Raw genomic sequence first — 19,757 nt, 5'->3', positions numbered from 1 at the left:
ATGTTTAATAACATGACGCCAGTTGTAAAAGGCATAATTATTCTTAATGTGGTATTCTACATAGGAACAGTTTTTCTGGCGCCTAGTCTATATGATACGTTTGCGTTACACTTTTTTGAAGACTCCAGATTTCATTTCTGGCAGCCTTTAACTCACATGTTTATGCATGATAATGCGGGTTTTTTACATATTTTAATGAATATGTATGTCCTTGCTATTTTTGGGCCACCGCTTGAGCGCTGGATGGGTGATAAGAAGTTTTTGTTTTTATATCTCAGTTCAGGGATTGGGGCTTATTTACTGACCACTGGAATAGATTATTTTGATTACATGTCTTATTTAGAAAGTGGCTTTAGTCAGGAAGTATTGAACCAAAGATTATTTGGGACAGCAAATAACCCAAATTTTTGGGGAGTTATGGTAGGTGCGAGTGGCTGTACTTTTGGAGTAACGGCTGGTTTTGCTTATTTATATCCTAACGTAAAGCTGCAAATCTTATTCATTCCTTTTTCTATCGCTGCAAAATGGTTAATAGGAGCTTATTTTCTTTATGAAACTATAGCAGCATTTGGACTTACTGGAGTTAACGATAACATAGGTCATGCAGCTCATGTAGGTGGCGCCATTGTAGGATTTATAATGACCTGGTACTGGAAAAGAAATAGTATGGATAAATACCGCTGGGATTAATGGGTTTTATAGATGACATAAAAGCAAAGTATGCTGCCCAAAACTCACTAGGACGGCTCATAGTTGTTATAGTAGCTTTAACGCTATTATCTTGGGTGATTCAATACGTGTATTCACCAGCCTATTATTGGTTTAACTTACCACCAGGTTTGTTTGAAACCTTATTACAACCTTGGTCTATAGTTACTTATAGCTTCCTGCATTCTGATGTTTTCCATTTATTCTGGAATATGATACTGCTATTTTCATTTGGTCAGATCATGCTTAATCTATTTAAGAGCAGGCAATTAATTACTCTATTTTTTGCAGGTGTCTTAAGTGGCGCTGTTTTTTATTTACTTGGAGAAAGTTTGTTTTCATCCTATGTGAACTCTGCTGGTTTAGTAGGAGCTAGTGCTGGAGTTTATGCGGTAACAATTTTTGTTTGTGCTTATCAACCCGATACAGAAGTGCGTTTGATTTTTTTTAATGTAAAGCTCAAGTACATCGGTTATTTTTTATTGGTGATTTCATTAGCAGGAGTTTTTGCTAGAGATAATGTAGGTGGAAACCTGGCTCATTTAGGTGGTATCGCCATAGGTTTTTATACCGCTATTAAAATGAAAGACGGAATCGATATATTAAAAAATTTAGCATCTACAGGAGATTATCTAGCATCTTTATTTAAGCCATCTACTAAGAAAGAGAAAAAGGCAAAAATGAAAACGGTATATCGCAATAAAGGTGCTCAAAAGAAAACAACTACTGCAAAATCTGATCAACAAGCCAGAATAGACGCTATACTTGATAAAATCTCTGAAAGCGGTTATGAAAGTCTTACTAAAGCTGAAAAAGATTTTCTTTTTAAAGCAGGAAAGGATTAGGTTTTTAAGACTTAAAAAGGGTCCATTTCCTTGCTTACTCTTTCAAATAAGGTCTAGGCAACTGCCATTTTAATCGTACCGCTAGAAGGCGAATGATAATAACACAAAGTCCAGACATGATAAATATGATATTTTCTGGAACACTGAACTTACGTAGCACAAAATAAACGATCCCACCAGCGATACATGCTGTTGCATAAATGTTTTTGCGGAATATGACCGGAACCTCGTTTACAAGAATATCTCTGATCACACCACCAAAACATGCCGATATACAACCTAAAGTAATACAGATCACAGGATGTAAACCATAAGCAATTCCCATTTCCAGTCCTACAACGGTATAAAGTCCTATTCCGATAGTGTCAAAAAGGAATAATGTTTTACGTAATTTGAGCAGCCACTTGCTAAAAATAAAGGTCACTAAAACGCAAATCAAAATCGTATAAACCAGATTCATATTAGTCATCCATGAGACAGGACTTACTCCTAGTAATATGTCACGCAATGTTCCTCCACCAGCGGCTGTAACAAAGGCGATAATGGCTATACCAAAAGGATCTAACTTATTCTTAAAACCGGCTAGTGCACCAGATATGGCAAATGCTATAGTTCCTAGAATATCTACGATTTGTATGAAGTCCATCTAGCGGCCTTGCGTTAAGTAAGTGTAATCTTTTAACACAGTACGTATAAAAATACCATCTCTAAGTTCTGACTTTACTTCTAGTAATTCTTCTACTTTAACTCTTAAAGCATTAAGCGCTTTATAATCTCTAGATTCTCCTGCAAGTCTGTAGATTTCTTTTACTTCATTTATATCACGATCTGTTAAGTTGTTTACCGTCATAAAGGTAGGCTCATAGTGCTCGTCCACTTCTTCTAGTATGGTATGAGAAATTTTATTGTTTTTTCTAGTATTGATAACCATAGTGCGAGACGCAGCATCACCTACACGCTGTCTTTTATCAGTAAAAACTATTCCTATAACCGCAATAGCACCTAGCGGTAACCATATATCTACAAATCTAAGAAGCCAGCTTACTAAAAAATCTGACCAGGTAGCTGGAGAGCCATCTTCTTTTACTGTTTTAAGCTGCATGATAAATTTACCTAGCGTGCGGCCATTAAATAAAATGTTCATGTATAAGGTGTAGCAAAAAACAGGAACGGTTAAAAGCGAACTCAACCCAAAGGAAAGAAAATCATCTGCGATATCACTTAATTCATAAATGAAATAATTCACTATAAACAGGTAGATAATAAAAAAAAGCATATCAATTAAAAATGCTATTATTCTGGTTCCCAGACTGGCAACATTATAATTTATATTAACATTTTGTGCGGTGTGAATTGCGGTGTTTGACATCTAAGGATAATTTATATCTTTATAAAAAAAAGTAAATGCGTGAAGCTGCTTTTGTGAAGCAAAATAAGGAAAAATGGATTGCTTTTGAAAACGCCTTGGATTCAAAAACAACTATAAATCCTGATTATCTAGCAAATCTGTATATCCAGTTGACTAACGATCTGGCTTATGCACAGACTTATTATGAAAATAGTTCAACCTTGACTTATTTGAATTCGCTAGCGAGTCAAGCACATCAGCAAATTTATAGGAATAAGAAAGAATCTAAGAAAAGATTTATAACTTTTTGGAGAACTGAGTTTCCGTTGTTCTTTGCAGACCACTTAAACGTACTTTTATATGCTTTTATCATTTTTATGGTAGCCGTGGCTATAGGTACCATAAGCTCTTTAAATGATGATTCATTTGTTAGATTAATTCTAGGAGATGCTTATGTTAATAAAACTCTAGAGAACATAAGAGAAGGTAATCCTACTGGAATTTATCAAAAAGACTCTATGCTCGGTATGTTTTTATACATCACCATTAATAACATAAGAGTAGGAATGATATGTTTTGCAGTAGGTGTTTTTACATCCATAGGTTCGGGATATATTCAGTTTTCAAATGGCGTGATGGTAGGTGCTTTTTTTACCATGTTTTATTTAGAAGGTGTGGCAGGAGATGCATGGCCTGTAATCATGTTGCACGGTACCATTGAGTTATCAGTTATTGTAATATGTGGTGCGGCAGGAATGATTATGGGAAATTCGATTTTATTTCCAGGAACATATTCCAGGAGACACTCCTTTGTTCAAGGAGCAAAAAAAGGACTCAAAGTACTGGTAAGTACCATTCCGCTATTTATAGTGGCTGGATTCATAGAAGGATTTGTGACTCGATATGCTTTTATGCCTAAGGTATTACTCTATCTTATTTTATTAGTAAGCGTCGTTATAATATTAGGATATTATGTTTGGTATCCATTACATGTAAAAAAGAAATATGAAGTATATAGAACTCAGACTGCGTAGGGATTTTGGAGGCGTAATCACCGCTTATCTAGACTTTCTTAAAGTGAATATTAAAAGCATGTTTAATGCTTTTGTAAATTATAATGCCGTATTATTTATACTAGTATTTATAGCTAGCTTTTTTCTTTCATCTGGTTTTTCTTCGGTTATGAGAATGCAAACGGCTATGCTTTCTGGCGGTCCTACTGGTGAAATTATAGACAGTGTAGTAATGTATATGATAGGAGCTTTTATTTTATTACTAGTTTACATGGCTATGTTTGTGATTAATTCAGGTTTATCAGGTGGTTTTATTAAGACCTATGAAATGAATAAAACTCACAATCCAGATCGCCGTGAAGCCGTTGCTATATTAAAAAAACGAGCTGGTGGTCTTACCCTTATTACGATCATAGCTGCTGTTTTATTTATGTTAGTTGCTGCCATAAGTTTACTTATCGTTATCATACCCATTTTAGGAATCTTAATTTACATGTTTATTATACTCATGTATATCACCTGGATAGGCATGTCCATGTTTGCTTACACCTATAATGAGAACTACAGCATCGGTAAAGCACTAGGTGAAGGTTGGGATATTATGTTCTCTAACTTCTGGAAAGCTGCAGGTGTTTCTTTTGTCATCGGGTTAATACTTTATGTGGTATTTACCGCTTTACAGTGGATTCCTAATGTGATTAATTTTTATAATACCTTCAACTCCATTGAAGCTGCTGGTGGTATTAATGACAGTATGGCTATGCAAATCTTCTTTTTCATATTTACATCCATTTCAACAGTTTTGAGTATTTTTTCTTTCTTTTTGTATCAAACGGCGTTGGGTGTTTTATACATAGATCTTCATGAGCACAAGTATAATAGATATTTGAGAACCCGTATAGAAAGTATAGGACAGCGTTCATGAAGCAATTTACTTATTTACTTATCTTTTTATGTTTCGCTTTCGCGAAAGCGCAATCCTTATCAGACCTTATTCCTAAAGTCGAGGAACAACCGCGTAAAATCGTAGACACACTTAACCGTGAATATGATGAGCGCACCATTATCAGTCGTGAATTTCCTGGGACACTTAAGGAAGAATACACAGGTGCTGAATATGATTATGTAGAAGAAGTTTCAGAACAATCACAAAGCAGTATAGGAAGGCTAATAGGTCGCTTTTTTGACTGGTTGGGAGACATTTTTGGGTTTACAATCACCCCTTTTTGGAAAGATTTTTTCACCTATTTTACGTATTTTATAGTAGGTGTTGCCGTGTTATATTTTATCATTAGAATGCTTACTGATGAAAGCCCTGCAAAACTATTTTCTAAATCTCAACGTGAAATAGGAACCGTGAATATAGAAGATACTCACATTGAAGAACTCGACCTTAAAAAATATATTAATGATAGTGTTGCGGCTGGTAATTATCGCAACGCCATACGTTATTTATATCTAGATTCATTAAAATCTCTAAGTGCTAGCCAGCAAATAGATTGGGATTACCAAAAAACAAATTCAGACTATTACAGAGAACTTAAAGACCCAGAGATAAGAGAACAGTTTAAAAAAGTATCTTATGTATATGATTATGTATGGTATGGTGAATTTGATATAGATCAAGCTACTTTTAATAATGCCAGAATTCAGTTTGAAATCTTAGATAAAAAAGCTGCCTAATGGATAAAAGAGCAAGAAATATAGGATTGTTATTACTCGTGCTGTTAGTCATGCTATTCAGCATAGAACAAATGATCCCTAAACCTATCAACTGGAGAACCAGCTATACCAGCGGCGATAAAATACCTTATGGAGCTTATGTGCTCTATGACCAGCTGGATGAGTTATTTCCTGAAAGTAAAATAGAATTAGTTAACACTGATCCTATGACCTTCTTGAAAAGAAATCAAGAAGAAAAGAATGCAAATTATATTTTTATAAATGATTACTTAAGATTTGATGAGGTAGAGGCAGATTATTTAATGGATTTTGCTGCGAGAGGTAATAAAATATTTATCGCTACAACCACAGCATACGGTCCACTCGCCGATACGCTAAATTTAGAAACTAGTTATAGTTATTATGCTGATCAAGGTGATACCGTGCGCGTGAGACTCATTAATAAAAGTTTTAAAGACCGCAGCTATGTATATGTGAAAGGATCAGAATATAAATACATAGAAAGTTATGACACCTTGAACACAAAAGTTCTGGGAGAAATATTACCCTTTGAACCTTATGAAGGATTTATAGAAGAAATTATAGGTGATGACCTAGAAGAAGATGCGGCAGCTGAAGAAACACTTATAGAACCTGAAGAAGTAGAAGAAACCTCAGAAGAATATGATTATGAAGATGGTGAGTACTATGATGAAGAAGATCTAGATGTCGCATTTGTAAGAGCACAAAATCGTAAAATACCACAGGTTAACTTTATTGAGACTAAAGTGGGCGATGGAGCTATTTATTTTAACTTAAACCCTATAGCATTTACAAATTATTACATGCTGCAAGATGGTAAACAGCAGTATGTGAGTGAGGTTTTGAGTTATTTAAATGAAGGTCCCATTTACTTTGATGATTATGGTAAATCGGGTAGGAGAGTTGTAACTTCTCCTATGAGATATGTGTTAACACAAGATGCTTTAAAATGGGCTTATTACATCGCTACAGTTTGCGTTTTATTATACTTCTTTTTTGCAGGTAAGAGACAGCAGCGCATCGTTCCTGTAGTAGAACCGCTTGAAAACTCAAGTGTGGAATTTACTAAGACCATAGGGCAACTGTTTTACCAAAGCGGTGATATTAACGCCGTAGTCGATAAGAAAATTAATTACTTTCTAGAACGACTCAGGTCGCGTTACTTTGTAAACACAGAAAATTTAGACGCAGTTTTTATAAAAAGACTCGCGGTAAAATCTGGTAAATCTCAAAACTTTACTGAAGATGTCATTTTATACATTAATAAATTGAGATCACAACCAGTAAATAATGAATATGAACTCAAGCAACTTAATAAAAGGATAGAAGCCTTTTTAAAGGAATAGATATGGAAGAAAATAAAGATCAGCTCCAGCCGCAAGATGGAACACCATCTGGAAATGAAAATAATGTACCTACAGAGGGAACACCTACTCCAGGACAGTCGTTAGATCAACCTGTAGAAGAAACGGGAACATCAGCCTATGTGCCAGAGCAACCTGAGATTGAAGCATCACCTAAAGGAACAAGCCTAGACTTTGAAAACAGATTAGATTTATCAGAGCTTTCAGCTGCAGTTGCTCAGATTAAGGAAGAACTAGGTAAAGTAATCATAGGTCAGGAAGAAATGGTTGATTTATTGATAGTCTCTATTCTTGCAAATGGACATTCTTTAATAGAAGGAGTTCCTGGTGTGGCCAAAACAGTGACCGCAAAACTACTAGCCAAAACCATGCAAATAGATTTCTCTCGCATCCAGTTTACACCAGACTTAATGCCTAGTGATATTTTAGGAACTAGTGTTTTTAGCATGAAGAATAACGAGTTTGAATTTAAAGCTGGTCCTATCTTTTCTAATATTATTCTCATTGATGAGATCAACCGTGCACCTGCAAAAACGCAAGCCGCACTTTTTGAAGCCATGGCAGAGCGACAGGTAACCATAGATGGAAAAGAATACAGCCTTGAGACACCTTTCTTAGTTTTTGCAACACAAAACCCAGTAGAACAGGAAGGAACATACAGGCTGCCAGAAGCACAACTGGATCGTTTTCTTTTTAAGATTAATGTAGAATATCCTAATCTAGAAGAAGAGATAAAAATACTTGAAGGGAATCACCAGCGCAAAAGTGCTGATCCAGAGTCACTTATTACAGGAGTACTTACTGCGGCATCCATAAAGAAATATCAGGAAACTATAAAAGATATCGTCATTGAGGATAATCTTATCAAGTATATCGCTCAGATTGTAATGAACACAAGAACTAATCCTAATTTATATTTAGGAGCATCTCCTAGAGCTTCTATTGCAATAATGAATGGTTCTAAGGCTTATGCGGCAATCATGGGACGTGACTTTGTAACACCAGATGATATTAAATATATCGCAAAATCTGTGATGAGACATAGAATCATACTTACTCCTGAGCGTGAGATGGAAGGTTTTACCGCAGACCGTGCTGTGGCTCAAATACTAGAGACTATAGAGATACCTAGATAGTGAAGAAAAAAATCATCAATTTTTATAAAAGCCTTTTCCTGACCAGGCGCTTTTTTCAAGTCCTCATCGTCTTGGTAGGGCTGTTTATATGCTCCTATTTCTATGAGTGGTTATTCCCTTATCTGGTCATGACTGTTTATATTATTGTGGCTTTATTTATCATAGATTTTATCATCCTGTATAAAGTTAAAAATGGAATAAATGGATCTCGCACCATACCTGATAAGTTGTCTAATGGAGATGATAACCCTATAGATATAAGGATTACTAATAATTATCCACATGAGGTAGAGTTAAAAGTTATTGATGAAATACCGGTACAATTTCAGAAAAGAGATTTTGAATTAAAGGTAACCCTTCAAGCTAGCGAGTCTTCAACTACCACATATACATTGAGACCAGTGGAACGTGGTGAATATCATTTTGGCGTACTCAACATTTTTGTGACAGCATTTATAGGTTTTATACAGCGTCGCTATCGTTTTAATGCCGATGCCATGACACCTACTTACCCATCATTTCTTCAAATGCGCAAGTATGAGCTTATGGCTTTTACTAATAAACTGAGAGACTACGGGCTTAAAAAAATACGCCGTATAGGTCATACCATGGAATTTGAGCAAATTAAAGATTATGTTCCTGGTGATGATGTGCGTAATATCAACTGGAAAGCCAGCGCAAAACGCAGTCAGCTCATGTTGAACCAGTACCAGGATGAAAAATCACAACCTGTGTACTCTGTGATTGATAAAGGCCGCGTGATGAAAATGCCTTTTGAAGGCATGAAACTGGTAGATTATGCCATTAATGCAACACTGGTGATCAGTAATATTGCTTTAAAAAAGGGTGATAAAGCTGGAATGTTTAGTTTTTCAGATAAGTTAGCAAATCAGGTAGTGGCACAAAAAAGAGCCTCGCAAATGAATTTGATTCTGGAAACACTCTATAATCTAGATACCGATTTTAAAGAAAGCGACTTTTCAAGATTATATATAGATGTAAAGCATAAGATTACAAATCGTAGTTTACTATTATTATATACTAATTTTGAAACACTAGACGCGCTACATAGACAGTTGCCTTATTTACAAGCCATTGCCAAAAATCATTTACTAGTCGTGGTGTTCTTTGAAAACACAGAGTTGAAACAAATGCTTTTTAAAGAAGTAGAAACGACACAAGAAATTTTTGAAAAAACCATTGCAGAGAAGTTTGTCTATGAGAAGAAACTCATCGTTAACGAGCTTAATAGACATGGAATCCAGACCATACTCACAGAACCACAGCACCTTACCGTTAACACCATTAATAAGTACTTAGAGATAAAAGCCCGCGGATTGTTGTAATTTTATATAATGGTTTTGCACAACAGAGTCAAGATCTGAAATTAAGTCATATTTATTCAAACCATGAAAAAAAAGAAATTATATTTTTTTAATATGAAATGGCGAGATAATCCATTTTGGATCATTGGTTTAGTAGGTGGGCTTATAGGCGGTTTTATAGGGTTTTATATAAGAGAATTTATGAACTTCTTAGAATCAAGTGTTCTAGGTGTCATGAGTATTTGTGTCTTTTTATTACTTGGTTTTGGGAATATCATCTGGTCTCAAACTCGTAAGAATGCATTTTTCTTTAAAAGAGAACAAAACTTTTTATTGAAAATAGCAGGTAAAAAACTCGATTTAAACCTCAATTTCCTATCAGAAGTATGGCTTGAAAATAATGAATTACACATACGCCGTATTAATCGAGTGGATTCTTTTCCTATAATTCATTTACGTGAAGATGATGTAGATAAATTAGTAGCTATACTTAAAGAATATGAACCTGAAATAGCATAAGGAAACCATGAAAAAAAAGAAATTACATTTTCTTAATATGAAATGGCGTCAGTATTCCAGAGGAAAACAGTTTTTAATGACATTGCCATTCATTCTTTTATATGCCTTAATGGCTTTCTTTTTTTGGGATACCTTAGTCCATTACCAGTTTGGATTAATTACTAATATTGCGCTGTGGGCTTATTTGTCCTATCCTGTCTTTTTAAAAAATGCCGTGTTTTATAGACAAGATCATAACTTTACTTTAAAAATTAAAGGTAAAAAACTTGACCTAGACTTAAAATTTCTTTCAGAGGTTTGGATCGAAAACAAGGAGTTGAACATACGCCGTATTAATCGAGTCGATAGCTTTGACATGAGTCATTTGCGAGAAAAAGACGTGAACAAACTGTTCAATTTATTAAAAGAATATGAGCCTCAAGCAGATTAATTTACAACTGAGAGGTTATTAACGACAGTTGGGTTGTTTTGAATTTGCTTTCGCGAAAGCGTGATGCATATTTGTTTCATCAAACATCAAAAACTATTTATCATGAAAACGATCATCTCTACCATCATATTATTTATTTCTTTACTAAGTGTAGCACAAAAAAATACCTATTCATTAACCGTAATTGTTCCTAACGCAACGAGCGATAAAGGAGAAATAGTATTTGCCCTTAACACCGAGGCAACCTTTATGAAGACCCAACCGATCCAAAGTGCCGCTGTAGAAATTAAGGATGGCGTTGCCACTATAACCTTTGAAAATGTAGAAGCTGGTGAATATGCCCTAATTATTTTACATGATTTAAACGGAAATCAAAAGATGGATTTTGAAAACGGCATGCCAACTGAAAATTATGGAACGAGTGGTACGATCAGTTTTGGACCACCTAACTTTGGCGATTCTAAATTCACTCTAGATGAAAACACTGAACTTACTATAAGACTATAATAGTTAAAGTAAATGTTTTAGAAAGAGCAGACTTAGGTTTACTCTTTTTATTTTTAATGATTTCAGTTGAACTTATACTAAAAGGAACAGTTAAATAGCCCAGTCTTTTGGTTTAAAGTTAAAGTTATTCTATTAGAATACTTCTCCTTGCTACTGCTTTGACCGTATTATTTGCCGTCTACTCCATAATATAAATTTTAAGACTGTTTAATTATTCCTTTTAGTATTTAAAAGTTAATTCTATACCAAAGCATTTTTAGAACAAACCACTAGCCATTAACTTTACAACTATGAAAGTATTAATTACAGGTGCCACAGGCTTAGTAGGTTCTCAAATAGCCCAGTTATATATCTCAAAAGGTCATACCGTTCACTATTTAACCACACGTTCTAGTGCGATAAAAAAAGAAGAGAACTATAAAGGCTTTTTATGGGATCTAAATAAAATGTCTATAGATACGAGCTGTCTGGATGGTGTAGATACCATCATTCACCTCGCAGGAGCATCTGTTTTTCAACGCTGGACCCAAAAAGCAAAAGAATCGATCATGTCCAGCCGTGTGGATAGTACTCAATTACTGGTTAATCTATTAAAGGAAAACGATCACAAAGTGGAACAAGTCATCACGGCTAGCGCTATAGGGATCTACCCAGATGATCAAGACGCCGAAGCATTTAAAGAAAACGACATTCCACCTTATGCAAATAATTATCTGGCTGAAGTCTGTATCGCTTGGGAAAATGTCGCACAGCAATTTAAAGAAACCGGTGCGCAACTGGCCATAGTTAGAATAGGAATTGTACTCGCAGCAAAAGGCGGAGCGCTAGAACAAATGGCACAACCTGTTAAGTTTTATGCTGGAGCAGGATTTGGCAACGGTAAAATGTGGCAAAGTTGGGTCGCAATAGATGATCTCGCTGGAATTTTCTATCACATCTCAGATCATAGACTAGAAGGTGTTTATAATGGAGTAGCTCCTCATCCAGTACGCAACAGACCTATGATGAAAGCCATAGGTGAGGTAATGGGAAAACCTGTTTTTTTACCTAATGTGCCAGAGTTTATCATGAAATTAATGCTGGGTGAAATGGCTGCTGTAGTATTATCGAGCCAGCACGTGAGCAGCAGTAGAATAGAAGAAGCTGGTTATCAATTTCAATATCCGCAATTAAAAATAGCGCTAGAAAAGTATCTGTAACTATGAAAGTGACGGTTCATTATAAACGGCAGGTCATATTAGGATTGTCATTTGGCTATGTTCAGATTGTTAAAAATGGCAAACCTATGAAAGTCGTACAGCGGTCTGAAAAGATTTTTTTAGATTTTAAAGAAGGTGATGTGGTGCAGTTTAAAATGGGTTTAATGAAATCTAATGAGATTAAAATTAATGAAACACATTCTAATTTGTATGTTCAACTAAGTAAGAGTCTGAGATATGCTGGTGTTGGCATTTTTTTCTTTATAATATTAAACCCGATTATTACAAGCGTTATAGAATTTGAAAAAACTATGGTTTTTATTTACTTTGGTCTTATAGTCTTTCTATTTGCAATGTGGGCTACATGGATGCTTAAAGGGAAACACTTAAAAATAGTAGAAACCACTTAGCTTATACCAATTTATGTTTCTAATACCGTATTCTTAATTTGAATTATTTTTTCACTAGATGATAAAGAAAATTAAAGCATAGCATAAGCTACGGTTTCATTTTGAAATATAGGCTAAAAAGAAACGAATTATATGCGACATTAGGAATGTAAATGGTTACTACTCATTATACTTATCATACTCTTCTTGCTCCTTTTTTCTTTTACGTTTTTGATATCTCACGATAATTAAAATTGTCACACCTAAAACGATAAAAATAAAGAGAATACAAATAAAAGGAGCGAGCTTTTGACCTAGTTCATAGCCGTTGTTATAAGCATCAGAATGTGATGAAAGAGCTGAACCATCATCTGAACTATTCTTACAGTTCATAAATTGACCAGCTCCGTGAACACTTTTATCTATTTTAAGAAGATTAAAAATGCCATAGGATAACATAGGGTCCACATAATCAGTGTCTTTTATGTTCATGACGATCACGTGATAGGTAACATCTTTAGTAAATATAAAACGACATCTTCCAGTAGATTCTACACCATTTAAAGCGCCGTCATATTCTATATCTGCGAGCCAAACTCCTAAACGATTAGAGATCTCCTTAAAAGTAATCGCACTAGAATCGCTTAAGGAATTCTCAAAAGAAACGAAGTTACCGCTGTAAAAACTTTTTAATTGATATAAATTATTGATACAGTATGAGCTTTTGTATCTCTTTGCTACATCATCATTGAATAGCCTGATCACAGTAACAGCGCCAGCCTCACTACTATAGCGGTATCCAGTAGCGGGAACATCATTTACTACGGTGTCTATTTCTAATAAATCATTTGTGTTGCCTCGCAACTTAAAACTTATTATGGAGTCTAAAGCTATGGTTTCATAGCTCTGAGCACTAAGAACTCCCGTAGTTAAAAAGATGAGGTAGAATAATATTCTCATAAGTTTTAATTAGATGCTCAAAAATACCTAAATAAAAAATCCCTGAACAACAGCTCAGGGATTTTCCTATTTAATCTACACTTAAATCTATATTACTTCTGTGCCACTAGGTTTACAGTAAGTTGAATATCATCAGAGATTGCTTTATTTGCAACGATATCAGTAAAAGTCTTAGAGCCATACTGGATTCCCCAGTCTGTACGGTCTATAGTAAACTTATCGCTGTTTAACATCATTTTATCACCATCATAAGAAACAGTAACAGGAAATGTAACGTTTTTAGTAACATCCTTAAGGGTTAAATTACCAGACAGGTTGTTACCTTCTAATCCAGTCACAATAAACTTTGCTGTAGGATATACTGGAGTATTAAAGAAATCTGTAGCTTTATCTGGAACAGTTCCTTCTAGGTGTGCTTTTAAATATCCAGCCTCATCACCTTCTAAGTCAGTAACCTCTATAGAGGTCATGTCTATGGTAAACTCACCACTCTCGAGCGTTTCTCCATTTACAGTTACCATACCGCTCGATAGCGATATATTTCCAGTATGATCTTCAGTAGGCTTAGAACCTACCCAAGCGATGTTAGACGCAGCCGTATCTACTTTATAAGTCACAGACTCTACGGTAGCCTCAGCTTCGGTTGCAGCATCAGTAGCTTCTACTTCATTTTGTGCCTCTTTACAAGACATTGTGAATGCTACAACAGCAGCCATTCCCATTAACTTTATGGATTTTTTGTTCATAATATAATTTATTTACAAGTTTGAAATAGTAAAATTAAATGTACCTACAAAGAATGGAGTTAAAACTATACTAAAAGTTGCAGTGACATTTTGACACTGATTATTCAAATGGCAGTACTTTTGTCTATCAGAGGTGTCACGAGTAGGAGAAACGGTGTAATTACGCTTTCGCGAAAGCGTATAAAAACAGCCTTACCACTCTATGTATAACCATTAAATCCTAACATAAATAGGAGTCCAGTTATGGCAAAAAATAAAAAAGAAGAACAAGAATTAGAAGATCAAAACACTCAAGCTGTTGAAGAACAGAATGATGTGAATGAACAAGCGTCACAAGATGCTCAAGAACAAAAAGATCCTATGGAAGAACTGCAAGAGCAGTTGCAAACAGAAAAGGATAAGTTCTTAAGATTATTTGCAGAGTTTGAGAACTTTAAAAGACGTACCGCAAAAGAGCGCATAGAACTTTTTAAAACTGCTGGAGAAGGCGTTTTAAAAGACATGTTGCCAGTTCTAGACGATTTTGACAGAGCGATGATAGAAATAAATAAGTCTGAAGATTCTAACCTAACTGAAGGTGTCTCACTTATTTCAAATAAACTGCGCAATACATTAAATAGTAAAGGACTAGAACAAATGGAAGTAAGGGCAGGAGATGCATTTAATGCAGACTATCACGAGGCTATTACACAAATTCCAGCGCCCAGTGATGAGATGAAAGGAAAAATTATAGACGTAATCGAGAAAGGCTACAAGCTCGGTGATAAGATTATACGTTACCCTAAAGTAGTTATAGGACAATAATATGGCAGATTTTTATGAAATATTAGGCATTTCAAAAAGTGCCACAGCTGCAGAGATTAAAAAGGCTTATCGTAAAAAAGCGATCGAGTTTCACCCAGATAAAAACCCAGGTGATGCCACAGCAGAGGAGAACTTTAAAAAAGCTGCAGAGGCTTATGAAACCTTAAGTGATCCACAAAAGAAATCACGTTATGACCAGTTAGGTCATCAAGCATATACCTCTGGTGGCGCTGGCGGTTTCGGCGGCGGTGGCGGCGGTTTCGGTGGTATGGATATGGATGACATATTCAGCCAGTTCGGTGATATATTTGGTGGTGGCGGCTTTTCTGGATTCGGTGGTGGTTTCGGCGGTGGCGGTGGTCGTCGTAGAGTAAAAGGAAAAGATTTACGTATAAGAGTTTCACTTACACTAGAAGAAGCTGCGCTAGGAGTAGAGAAGAAAGTTAAAGTAAAACGTAAAAAACAAGCTCCAGGAGTAACTTACAAAACCTGTGGAACCTGTAATGGTTCTGGTCAGGTAACTCGTATCCAGAATACCATCTTAGGAAGAATGCAAACCAGTGCACCGTGTAATGTGTGTGGTGGAGCAGGACAGACCATGGATAAAAAACCAGATGGAGCAGATGCGCAAGGACTAATCATAGATGAAGAAACCGTTTCTATTAAAATACCTGCTGGAGTAGAAAGCGATATGCGCTTAAAAGTAGGAGGAAAAGGTAATGAAGCGCCAGGTAATGGAGTTGCTGGAGACTTATTAGTAGATATAGAAGTTAAGGAGCATCCAGAGTTGCAACGTGAAGGGAATAATTTACATTATGATTTATATGTAAGTGTTCCAGAGGCTGTGTTAGGAACTACTAAAGAAATTCAAACCGTTACTGGTAAGGTGCGTATTCCTGTAGATGCAGGAATTCAAAGCGGAAAAATTTTAAGATTGCGCGGTAAAGGTATGCCTAGTGTTAATGGATATGCCACAGGAGATTTACTGGTCCATGTGAATGTCTGGACACCTCGTAATTTAACTAAAGAACAGAAAGAATTCTTTGAATCTATGATGACTGATTCTCATTTTGAACCAGCACCAGAAAAAGGTGATAAATCATTCTTTGAGAAGGTAAAAGATATGTTTTCTTAAAAGAATCTTAACAATTTCAAATATTTTTATATATTTGGAAATAACAATTGGTTAACCAACCAAAGTTATTTTTCTTTTTCATAGCAATTTTCCCACCTTCCTAATTTTAGGGAGGTGGGTTTTTTTATAGAGTTTTTGAAATATACTAAGGTGTATATTTTAGTTTTCTCAAACTCTAGTGATGAAGTTCTTTAAATAAAAACACTTTCTTAGTATCACAGCTACTAATTTATGTGTTCCAGGTAATAATTAAATCTAAATCATGAGGTCTTGCTACGAGATATTTTTAATTTAGCAAGATTAAGATAATATATGAAAAACACCCTAGAAGCAAGAAACATTACAAAACGTTATGGAGACTTCACAGCTCTTAACCATGTAAATATTGCGGTTCCTAAAGGAAGTGTTTATGGTTTACTAGGTCCTAATGGTGCTGGTAAAACATCACTGATTAGAATTATAAATCAAATCACCATGCCAGATGGTGGAGAGATTCTTTTAAATGGAGAGCCTTTAGAGCCTAAGCATATAGCTCAAATAGGTTACATGCCAGAAGAGCGCGGTTTATATAAATCTATGAAGGTAGGTGAGCAATGTATTTATCTAGCTATGCTTAAAGGTCTCACTAAAGCTGAAGCCAAAGCTAAACTTGAATACTGGTTTGATCGATTAGGGATGCAAGGCTGGTGGAATAAAAAGCTACAAGAACTTTCTAAGGGAATGGCACAAAAAGTTCAGTTTATAGTAACTGTCATGCATGAGCCAGATCTACTTATTTTTGATGAGCCATTTTCAGGATTTGATCCTGTAAATGCTAACTTGATAAAAGATGAGATTTTAAAATTAAGAGATCAAGGAGCCACTATTATTTTTTCTACACACCGCATGGAAAGTGTAGAAGAAATGTGTGATCACATCGCGCTTATTAATAAGTCAAATGTGGTGCTTAGCGGTAAGTTGAATGATGTGAAGCAACAGTTCCGTAATAGAGAATATGCCGTTTCTTTAATAACACCTAATAATGATCAGGCTATGGCTGCCATTCCATCCATGTATAATGCTATGCAAATAGATCTGGCAGGACTGGATAATACACTAGACTTTAAAATTAAGTTACCTGAGGAAGTGAGTATTTCTCAATCCTTAAACGATTTAACAAAACTAGGAGAGTTAACACATTACAGTGAGATGATTCCTAGTGTTAATGACATTTTTATTAAAACTGTGAAGCAAGATGGATAAGTTGTGGCTCATTATTAAAAGAGAATACCTGAATAAGGTAAGAAACAGAACCTTTATTATCATGACTTTTGTAAGTCCGTTAATATTTGTGGGTGTTGCTTTGTTAGTAGGTTTTTTAACTAGTATTAATAACGATACAGTAAGAGAAATTGCGGTGCTGGATGAAACAGGAGATTATGCACCACTATTTAAAGATACAAAACGCACAGATTACATTTTTATAGAAAATGAGGATATAAAAACAGCCATTACTGCAAGTGAAACAGCAGACTATTATGGGCTATTATATATTAAGGATAAAAGACCTGTTGAGGCTACTTTTTATTCTGATGACGCTCCATCTATGGAGTATATTAATGATATAGAGGAAAGAATAAATAAAAAGGCTACAGAAGATAATCTGATCGCTAGAAATATAAGCCTGCAAGTAATACAAGAGACTAAAGTAGAAACAGATCTTAAATTACAGAATTATACAGGCGTGCAAACCAGTAAAGCAAATGGATGGATTAAAATGGCCTTTGGTGGAGGAGCAGGTTATTTATTAATGATGTTCATTATTATTTATGGAAACATGGTCATGCGTTCTGTAATAGAAGAAAAGACTAATCGTATTATAGAGATAATCATAAGTTCAGTAAAACCTATTTACTTAATGATAGGAAAGATTACAGGAACATCTCTAGCAGGGATTACCCAATTTTTAATTTGGGTAGTTGTAGGAGGAATTTTATTTACGGTATTAAGTGTAATTTTAGGACCAGAGGCTATGCAAAGTCCAGGAAACGAAGTCGCTATGGGGCAGCTTGAGAACATGGATAAAATGCAACTTATGATTAATGATGTCATGCAGCTTCCATTATTAAAATTAGTGATATGTTTCTTTATTTACTTCATAGGTGGATACTTTTTATATGCTGCCATATACACCGCCATAGGAGCTGCGGTAGATAATGAGACAGACACGCAGCAGTTTATGTTACCTGTTATTCTTCCTTTAATATTATCTATTTATGTAGGTTTCTTTTCAGTTATGGAAAGTCCACATGGTACGGTTGCGGTTATATTTTCTTACATACCTCTTACGTCACCTATAGTTATGTTAATGCGTATCCCGTTTGGAGATATAGCTTATTGGGAGATTATTGTGAGCATGTTACTTTTATATACTAGCATCTTTGGAGTAGCATGGCTAGCCTCAAAAATCTATCGAGTAGGTATTTTAATGTACGGTAAAAAGACAAATTGGAAAGAACTCTATAAATGGCTTAAGTATTAATGAAAGAGCTTTGGGAAAATATCGAAGGTTTCTTCACTTATCAAATCATAAGTGCAAAGAATGATGGAGATTTTCACTTAGATGTGAAACATATCATCTTTGGGATACTCGCTGTAATAATAGCATCATTAGTCCTTAGAGGTATTAAGCGATTACTAACTCGTAAAATGGACGAGACAGATAAGCTTAAATTTGATAGCATTTTTAAGTTCTTTAATTATTTAGTTTACCTGATTGTTATTATCGTGGTACTTAATAGCTCTGGTGTTAATCTCACGGCTATACTTACGGCCAGTGCAGCACTCTTTGTAGGAATAGGTTTTGCGCTTCAGGACTTTTTTAAAGACATTATAGCGGGAATTACCATTTTAGTAGATAAGTCGTTACTGGTAAATGACATTATCGAGATGGAAGGTAAAATAGGCCGCATATTTGAAATAAGACTGCGCACCACAAGAGCAATTACCAGAGATGATAAAGTACTGGTGATCCCTAACCACCTTTTCCTTACCCAAACTATTTATAACTATACTCAAAATCATCCCAAAACTCGTGAATCTATAGCGGTAGGAGTAGCCTATGGTAGTGACACAGAACTAGTAAAGCAACAATTACTAGATTGCGCAAATAAACAAAGCGGTGTGCTTAAAAGCCCACAGCCTTTTGTTTTATTTAATAATTTTGGAGATAGTGCATTAGAGTTTGGACTTTATTTCTTTGTAAGAGATAGTTTTGTAGATCCTAGAATTAAAAGTGAGTTGAGGTTTGCCATAGATAAAGCCTTCAGAGAACATAACATCACTATACCATTTCCTCAAAGAGATGTCCATGTCTTTCAGGCTAAGGAGAAGAGTCTTTAAATGCGTTTTAGAATTCTTATATGTCTTTTGATATTCGCTTTCGCGAAAGCGTATTCTCAAGGAATCGATTTGTTCCGTACAGAGTACACCTACTTTCCTCAACGCAATTCAGATAATAGTTTTAGAAGATTTAGAACATTTGTAAACATACCCTTGAAAATAGGTAAAGGAACCTACTTAGTTCCCTATCTAGAATATAGAAATGTTCACTTACTGGTTAGAGATTCAGGAGATTTTAACCAAT

The 19,757-nt window shown here is 35.2% G+C and carries 22 protein-coding genes and 1 pseudogene; 19 read left to right on the top strand and 4 right to left on the bottom strand.

The features are described from left to right. Together ACTF48_RS07830 and ACTF48_RS07825 are read left to right on the top strand one after the other, a co-directional pair. The gene (locus ACTF48_RS07830) at nucleotides 1–690 is read left to right on the top strand and encodes a rhomboid family intramembrane serine protease (protein ID WP_438962601.1); all 690 of its coding nucleotides are present in this window, start codon (nucleotides 1–3) and stop codon (nucleotides 688–690) included. Continuing rightward, entirely contained in the window at nucleotides 690–1,553 is an 864-nt protein-coding gene (locus tag ACTF48_RS07825; protein ID WP_438962600.1) for a rhomboid family intramembrane serine protease, read from the top strand. Before ACTF48_RS07830 ends, ACTF48_RS07825 begins: the two co-directional genes overlap by 1 nt. 34 nt (nucleotides 1,554–1,587) lie before the next feature. On the opposite strand, the gene ACTF48_RS07820 is transcribed toward ACTF48_RS07825, so the two are convergent. Further along, nucleotides 1,588–2,199, bottom strand: a complete 612-nt coding sequence (locus ACTF48_RS07820) for a trimeric intracellular cation channel family protein (protein WP_438962599.1) — start codon at nucleotides 2,197–2,199, stop codon at nucleotides 1,588–1,590. Further along, the gene (locus tag ACTF48_RS07815) at nucleotides 2,200–2,922 is read right to left on the bottom strand and encodes an RDD family protein (protein ID WP_438962598.1); all 723 of its coding nucleotides are present in this window, start codon (nucleotides 2,920–2,922) and stop codon (nucleotides 2,200–2,202) included. It abuts the gene before it with no gap. A 35-nt stretch (nucleotides 2,923–2,957) separates the two neighbouring features. On the opposite strand from ACTF48_RS07815, the gene ACTF48_RS07810 reads away from it, so the two are divergent. From ACTF48_RS07810 to ACTF48_RS07760, 11 genes are all read left to right on the top strand, one after another. After that, complete coding sequence (locus ACTF48_RS07810) at nucleotides 2,958–3,935, top strand: stage II sporulation protein M (protein WP_438962597.1); 978 nt, start codon at nucleotides 2,958–2,960, stop codon at nucleotides 3,933–3,935. Further along, entirely contained in the window at nucleotides 3,907–4,839 is a 933-nt protein-coding gene (locus tag ACTF48_RS07805; RefSeq protein WP_438962596.1) for a hypothetical protein, read from the top strand. The genes ACTF48_RS07810 and ACTF48_RS07805 overlap by 29 nt, the downstream gene beginning before the upstream one ends. Then, a complete protein-coding gene (locus ACTF48_RS07800) occupies nucleotides 4,836–5,597 on the top strand; it encodes a hypothetical protein (RefSeq protein ID WP_438962595.1) in 762 nt (253 codons plus the stop codon). The genes ACTF48_RS07805 and ACTF48_RS07800 overlap by 4 nt, the downstream gene beginning before the upstream one ends. After that, nucleotides 5,597–6,964, top strand: coding sequence for a DUF4350 domain-containing protein (locus ACTF48_RS07795; protein ID WP_438962594.1), 1,368 nt, complete (start codon nucleotides 5,597–5,599; stop codon nucleotides 6,962–6,964). The genes ACTF48_RS07800 and ACTF48_RS07795 overlap by 1 nt, the downstream gene beginning before the upstream one ends. A gap of 2 nt (nucleotides 6,965–6,966) precedes the next feature. Continuing rightward, nucleotides 6,967–8,118, top strand: a complete 1,152-nt coding sequence (locus ACTF48_RS07790) for an AAA family ATPase (RefSeq protein ID WP_438962593.1) — start codon at nucleotides 6,967–6,969, stop codon at nucleotides 8,116–8,118. A gap of 128 nt (nucleotides 8,119–8,246) precedes the next feature. Continuing rightward, nucleotides 8,247–9,464: a DUF58 domain-containing protein gene (locus tag ACTF48_RS07785; RefSeq protein ID WP_438962592.1), complete on the top strand. Its 1,218-nt coding sequence runs from the start codon at nucleotides 8,247–8,249 to the stop codon at nucleotides 9,462–9,464. A gap of 63 nt (nucleotides 9,465–9,527) precedes the next feature. Next, nucleotides 9,528–9,962, top strand: coding sequence for a hypothetical protein (locus ACTF48_RS07780; RefSeq protein ID WP_438962591.1), 435 nt, complete (start codon nucleotides 9,528–9,530; stop codon nucleotides 9,960–9,962). 7 nt (nucleotides 9,963–9,969) lie between these two features. Further along, nucleotides 9,970–10,392, top strand: coding sequence for a hypothetical protein (locus tag ACTF48_RS07775; protein ID WP_438962590.1), 423 nt, complete (start codon nucleotides 9,970–9,972; stop codon nucleotides 10,390–10,392). 102 nt (nucleotides 10,393–10,494) lie between these two features. Further along, on the top strand, nucleotides 10,495–10,899 hold the full coding sequence (locus ACTF48_RS07770; RefSeq protein ID WP_438962589.1) for a DUF2141 domain-containing protein: 405 nt from the start codon (nucleotides 10,495–10,497) through the stop codon (nucleotides 10,897–10,899). A 290-nt stretch (nucleotides 10,900–11,189) separates the two neighbouring features. Next, on the top strand, nucleotides 11,190–12,098 hold the full coding sequence (locus ACTF48_RS07765) for a TIGR01777 family oxidoreductase (RefSeq protein WP_438962588.1): 909 nt from the start codon (nucleotides 11,190–11,192) through the stop codon (nucleotides 12,096–12,098). A 2-nt stretch (nucleotides 12,099–12,100) separates the two neighbouring features. Then, on the top strand, nucleotides 12,101–12,508 hold the full coding sequence (locus tag ACTF48_RS07760) for a hypothetical protein (RefSeq protein WP_438962587.1): 408 nt from the start codon (nucleotides 12,101–12,103) through the stop codon (nucleotides 12,506–12,508). Nucleotides 12,509–12,667: 159 nt separating this feature from the next. Here the strand turns inward: ACTF48_RS07760 and ACTF48_RS07755 are convergent, their stop codons facing one another. Both ACTF48_RS07755 and ACTF48_RS07750 read right to left on the bottom strand, forming a co-directional pair. Beyond that, nucleotides 12,668–13,447, bottom strand: a complete 780-nt coding sequence (locus tag ACTF48_RS07755; RefSeq protein ID WP_438962586.1) for a hypothetical protein — start codon at nucleotides 13,445–13,447, stop codon at nucleotides 12,668–12,670. 92 nt (nucleotides 13,448–13,539) lie between these two features. Then, nucleotides 13,540–14,193 carry a YceI family protein gene (locus ACTF48_RS07750; RefSeq protein WP_438962585.1) on the bottom strand — a complete coding sequence of 218 codons (654 nt, stop codon included), beginning with the start codon at nucleotides 14,191–14,193 and terminating at the stop codon, nucleotides 13,540–13,542. A 243-nt stretch (nucleotides 14,194–14,436) separates the two neighbouring features. On the opposite strand from ACTF48_RS07750, the gene ACTF48_RS07745 reads away from it, so the two are divergent. The 6 genes and pseudogenes from ACTF48_RS07745 to ACTF48_RS07720 all read left to right on the top strand — a co-directional run. Beyond that, nucleotides 14,437–14,997, top strand: a complete 561-nt coding sequence (locus ACTF48_RS07745) for a nucleotide exchange factor GrpE (protein ID WP_438962584.1) — start codon at nucleotides 14,437–14,439, stop codon at nucleotides 14,995–14,997. 1 nt (nucleotide 14,998) lies between these two features. Continuing rightward, nucleotides 14,999–16,132 (top strand): molecular chaperone DnaJ, encoded by a 1,134-nt coding sequence (dnaJ, locus tag ACTF48_RS07740; RefSeq protein WP_438962583.1) that lies wholly within the window; start codon nucleotides 14,999–15,001, stop codon nucleotides 16,130–16,132. Between the two features lie 312 nt (nucleotides 16,133–16,444). Further along, complete coding sequence (locus tag ACTF48_RS07735) at nucleotides 16,445–17,374, top strand: ABC transporter ATP-binding protein (RefSeq protein WP_438962582.1); 930 nt, start codon at nucleotides 16,445–16,447, stop codon at nucleotides 17,372–17,374. Further along, on the top strand, nucleotides 17,367–18,653 hold the full coding sequence (locus ACTF48_RS07730; RefSeq protein WP_438962581.1) for an ABC transporter permease: 1,287 nt from the start codon (nucleotides 17,367–17,369) through the stop codon (nucleotides 18,651–18,653). The genes ACTF48_RS07735 and ACTF48_RS07730 overlap by 8 nt, the downstream gene beginning before the upstream one ends. Next, nucleotides 18,653–19,513 carry a mechanosensitive ion channel family protein gene (locus ACTF48_RS07725; protein WP_438962580.1) on the top strand — a complete coding sequence of 287 codons (861 nt, stop codon included), beginning with the start codon at nucleotides 18,653–18,655 and terminating at the stop codon, nucleotides 19,511–19,513. The genes ACTF48_RS07730 and ACTF48_RS07725 overlap by 1 nt, the downstream gene beginning before the upstream one ends. Continuing rightward, nucleotides 19,514–19,757: pseudogene (locus ACTF48_RS07720) on the top strand (DUF6268 family outer membrane beta-barrel protein); the annotation flags it as partial.

It is taken from the genome of Nonlabens sp., from assembly GCF_965660805.1.
Classification (GTDB): domain Bacteria; phylum Bacteroidota; class Bacteroidia; order Flavobacteriales; family Flavobacteriaceae; genus Nonlabens.
This window is presented reverse-complemented; position numbering and strand designations above follow the sequence as displayed.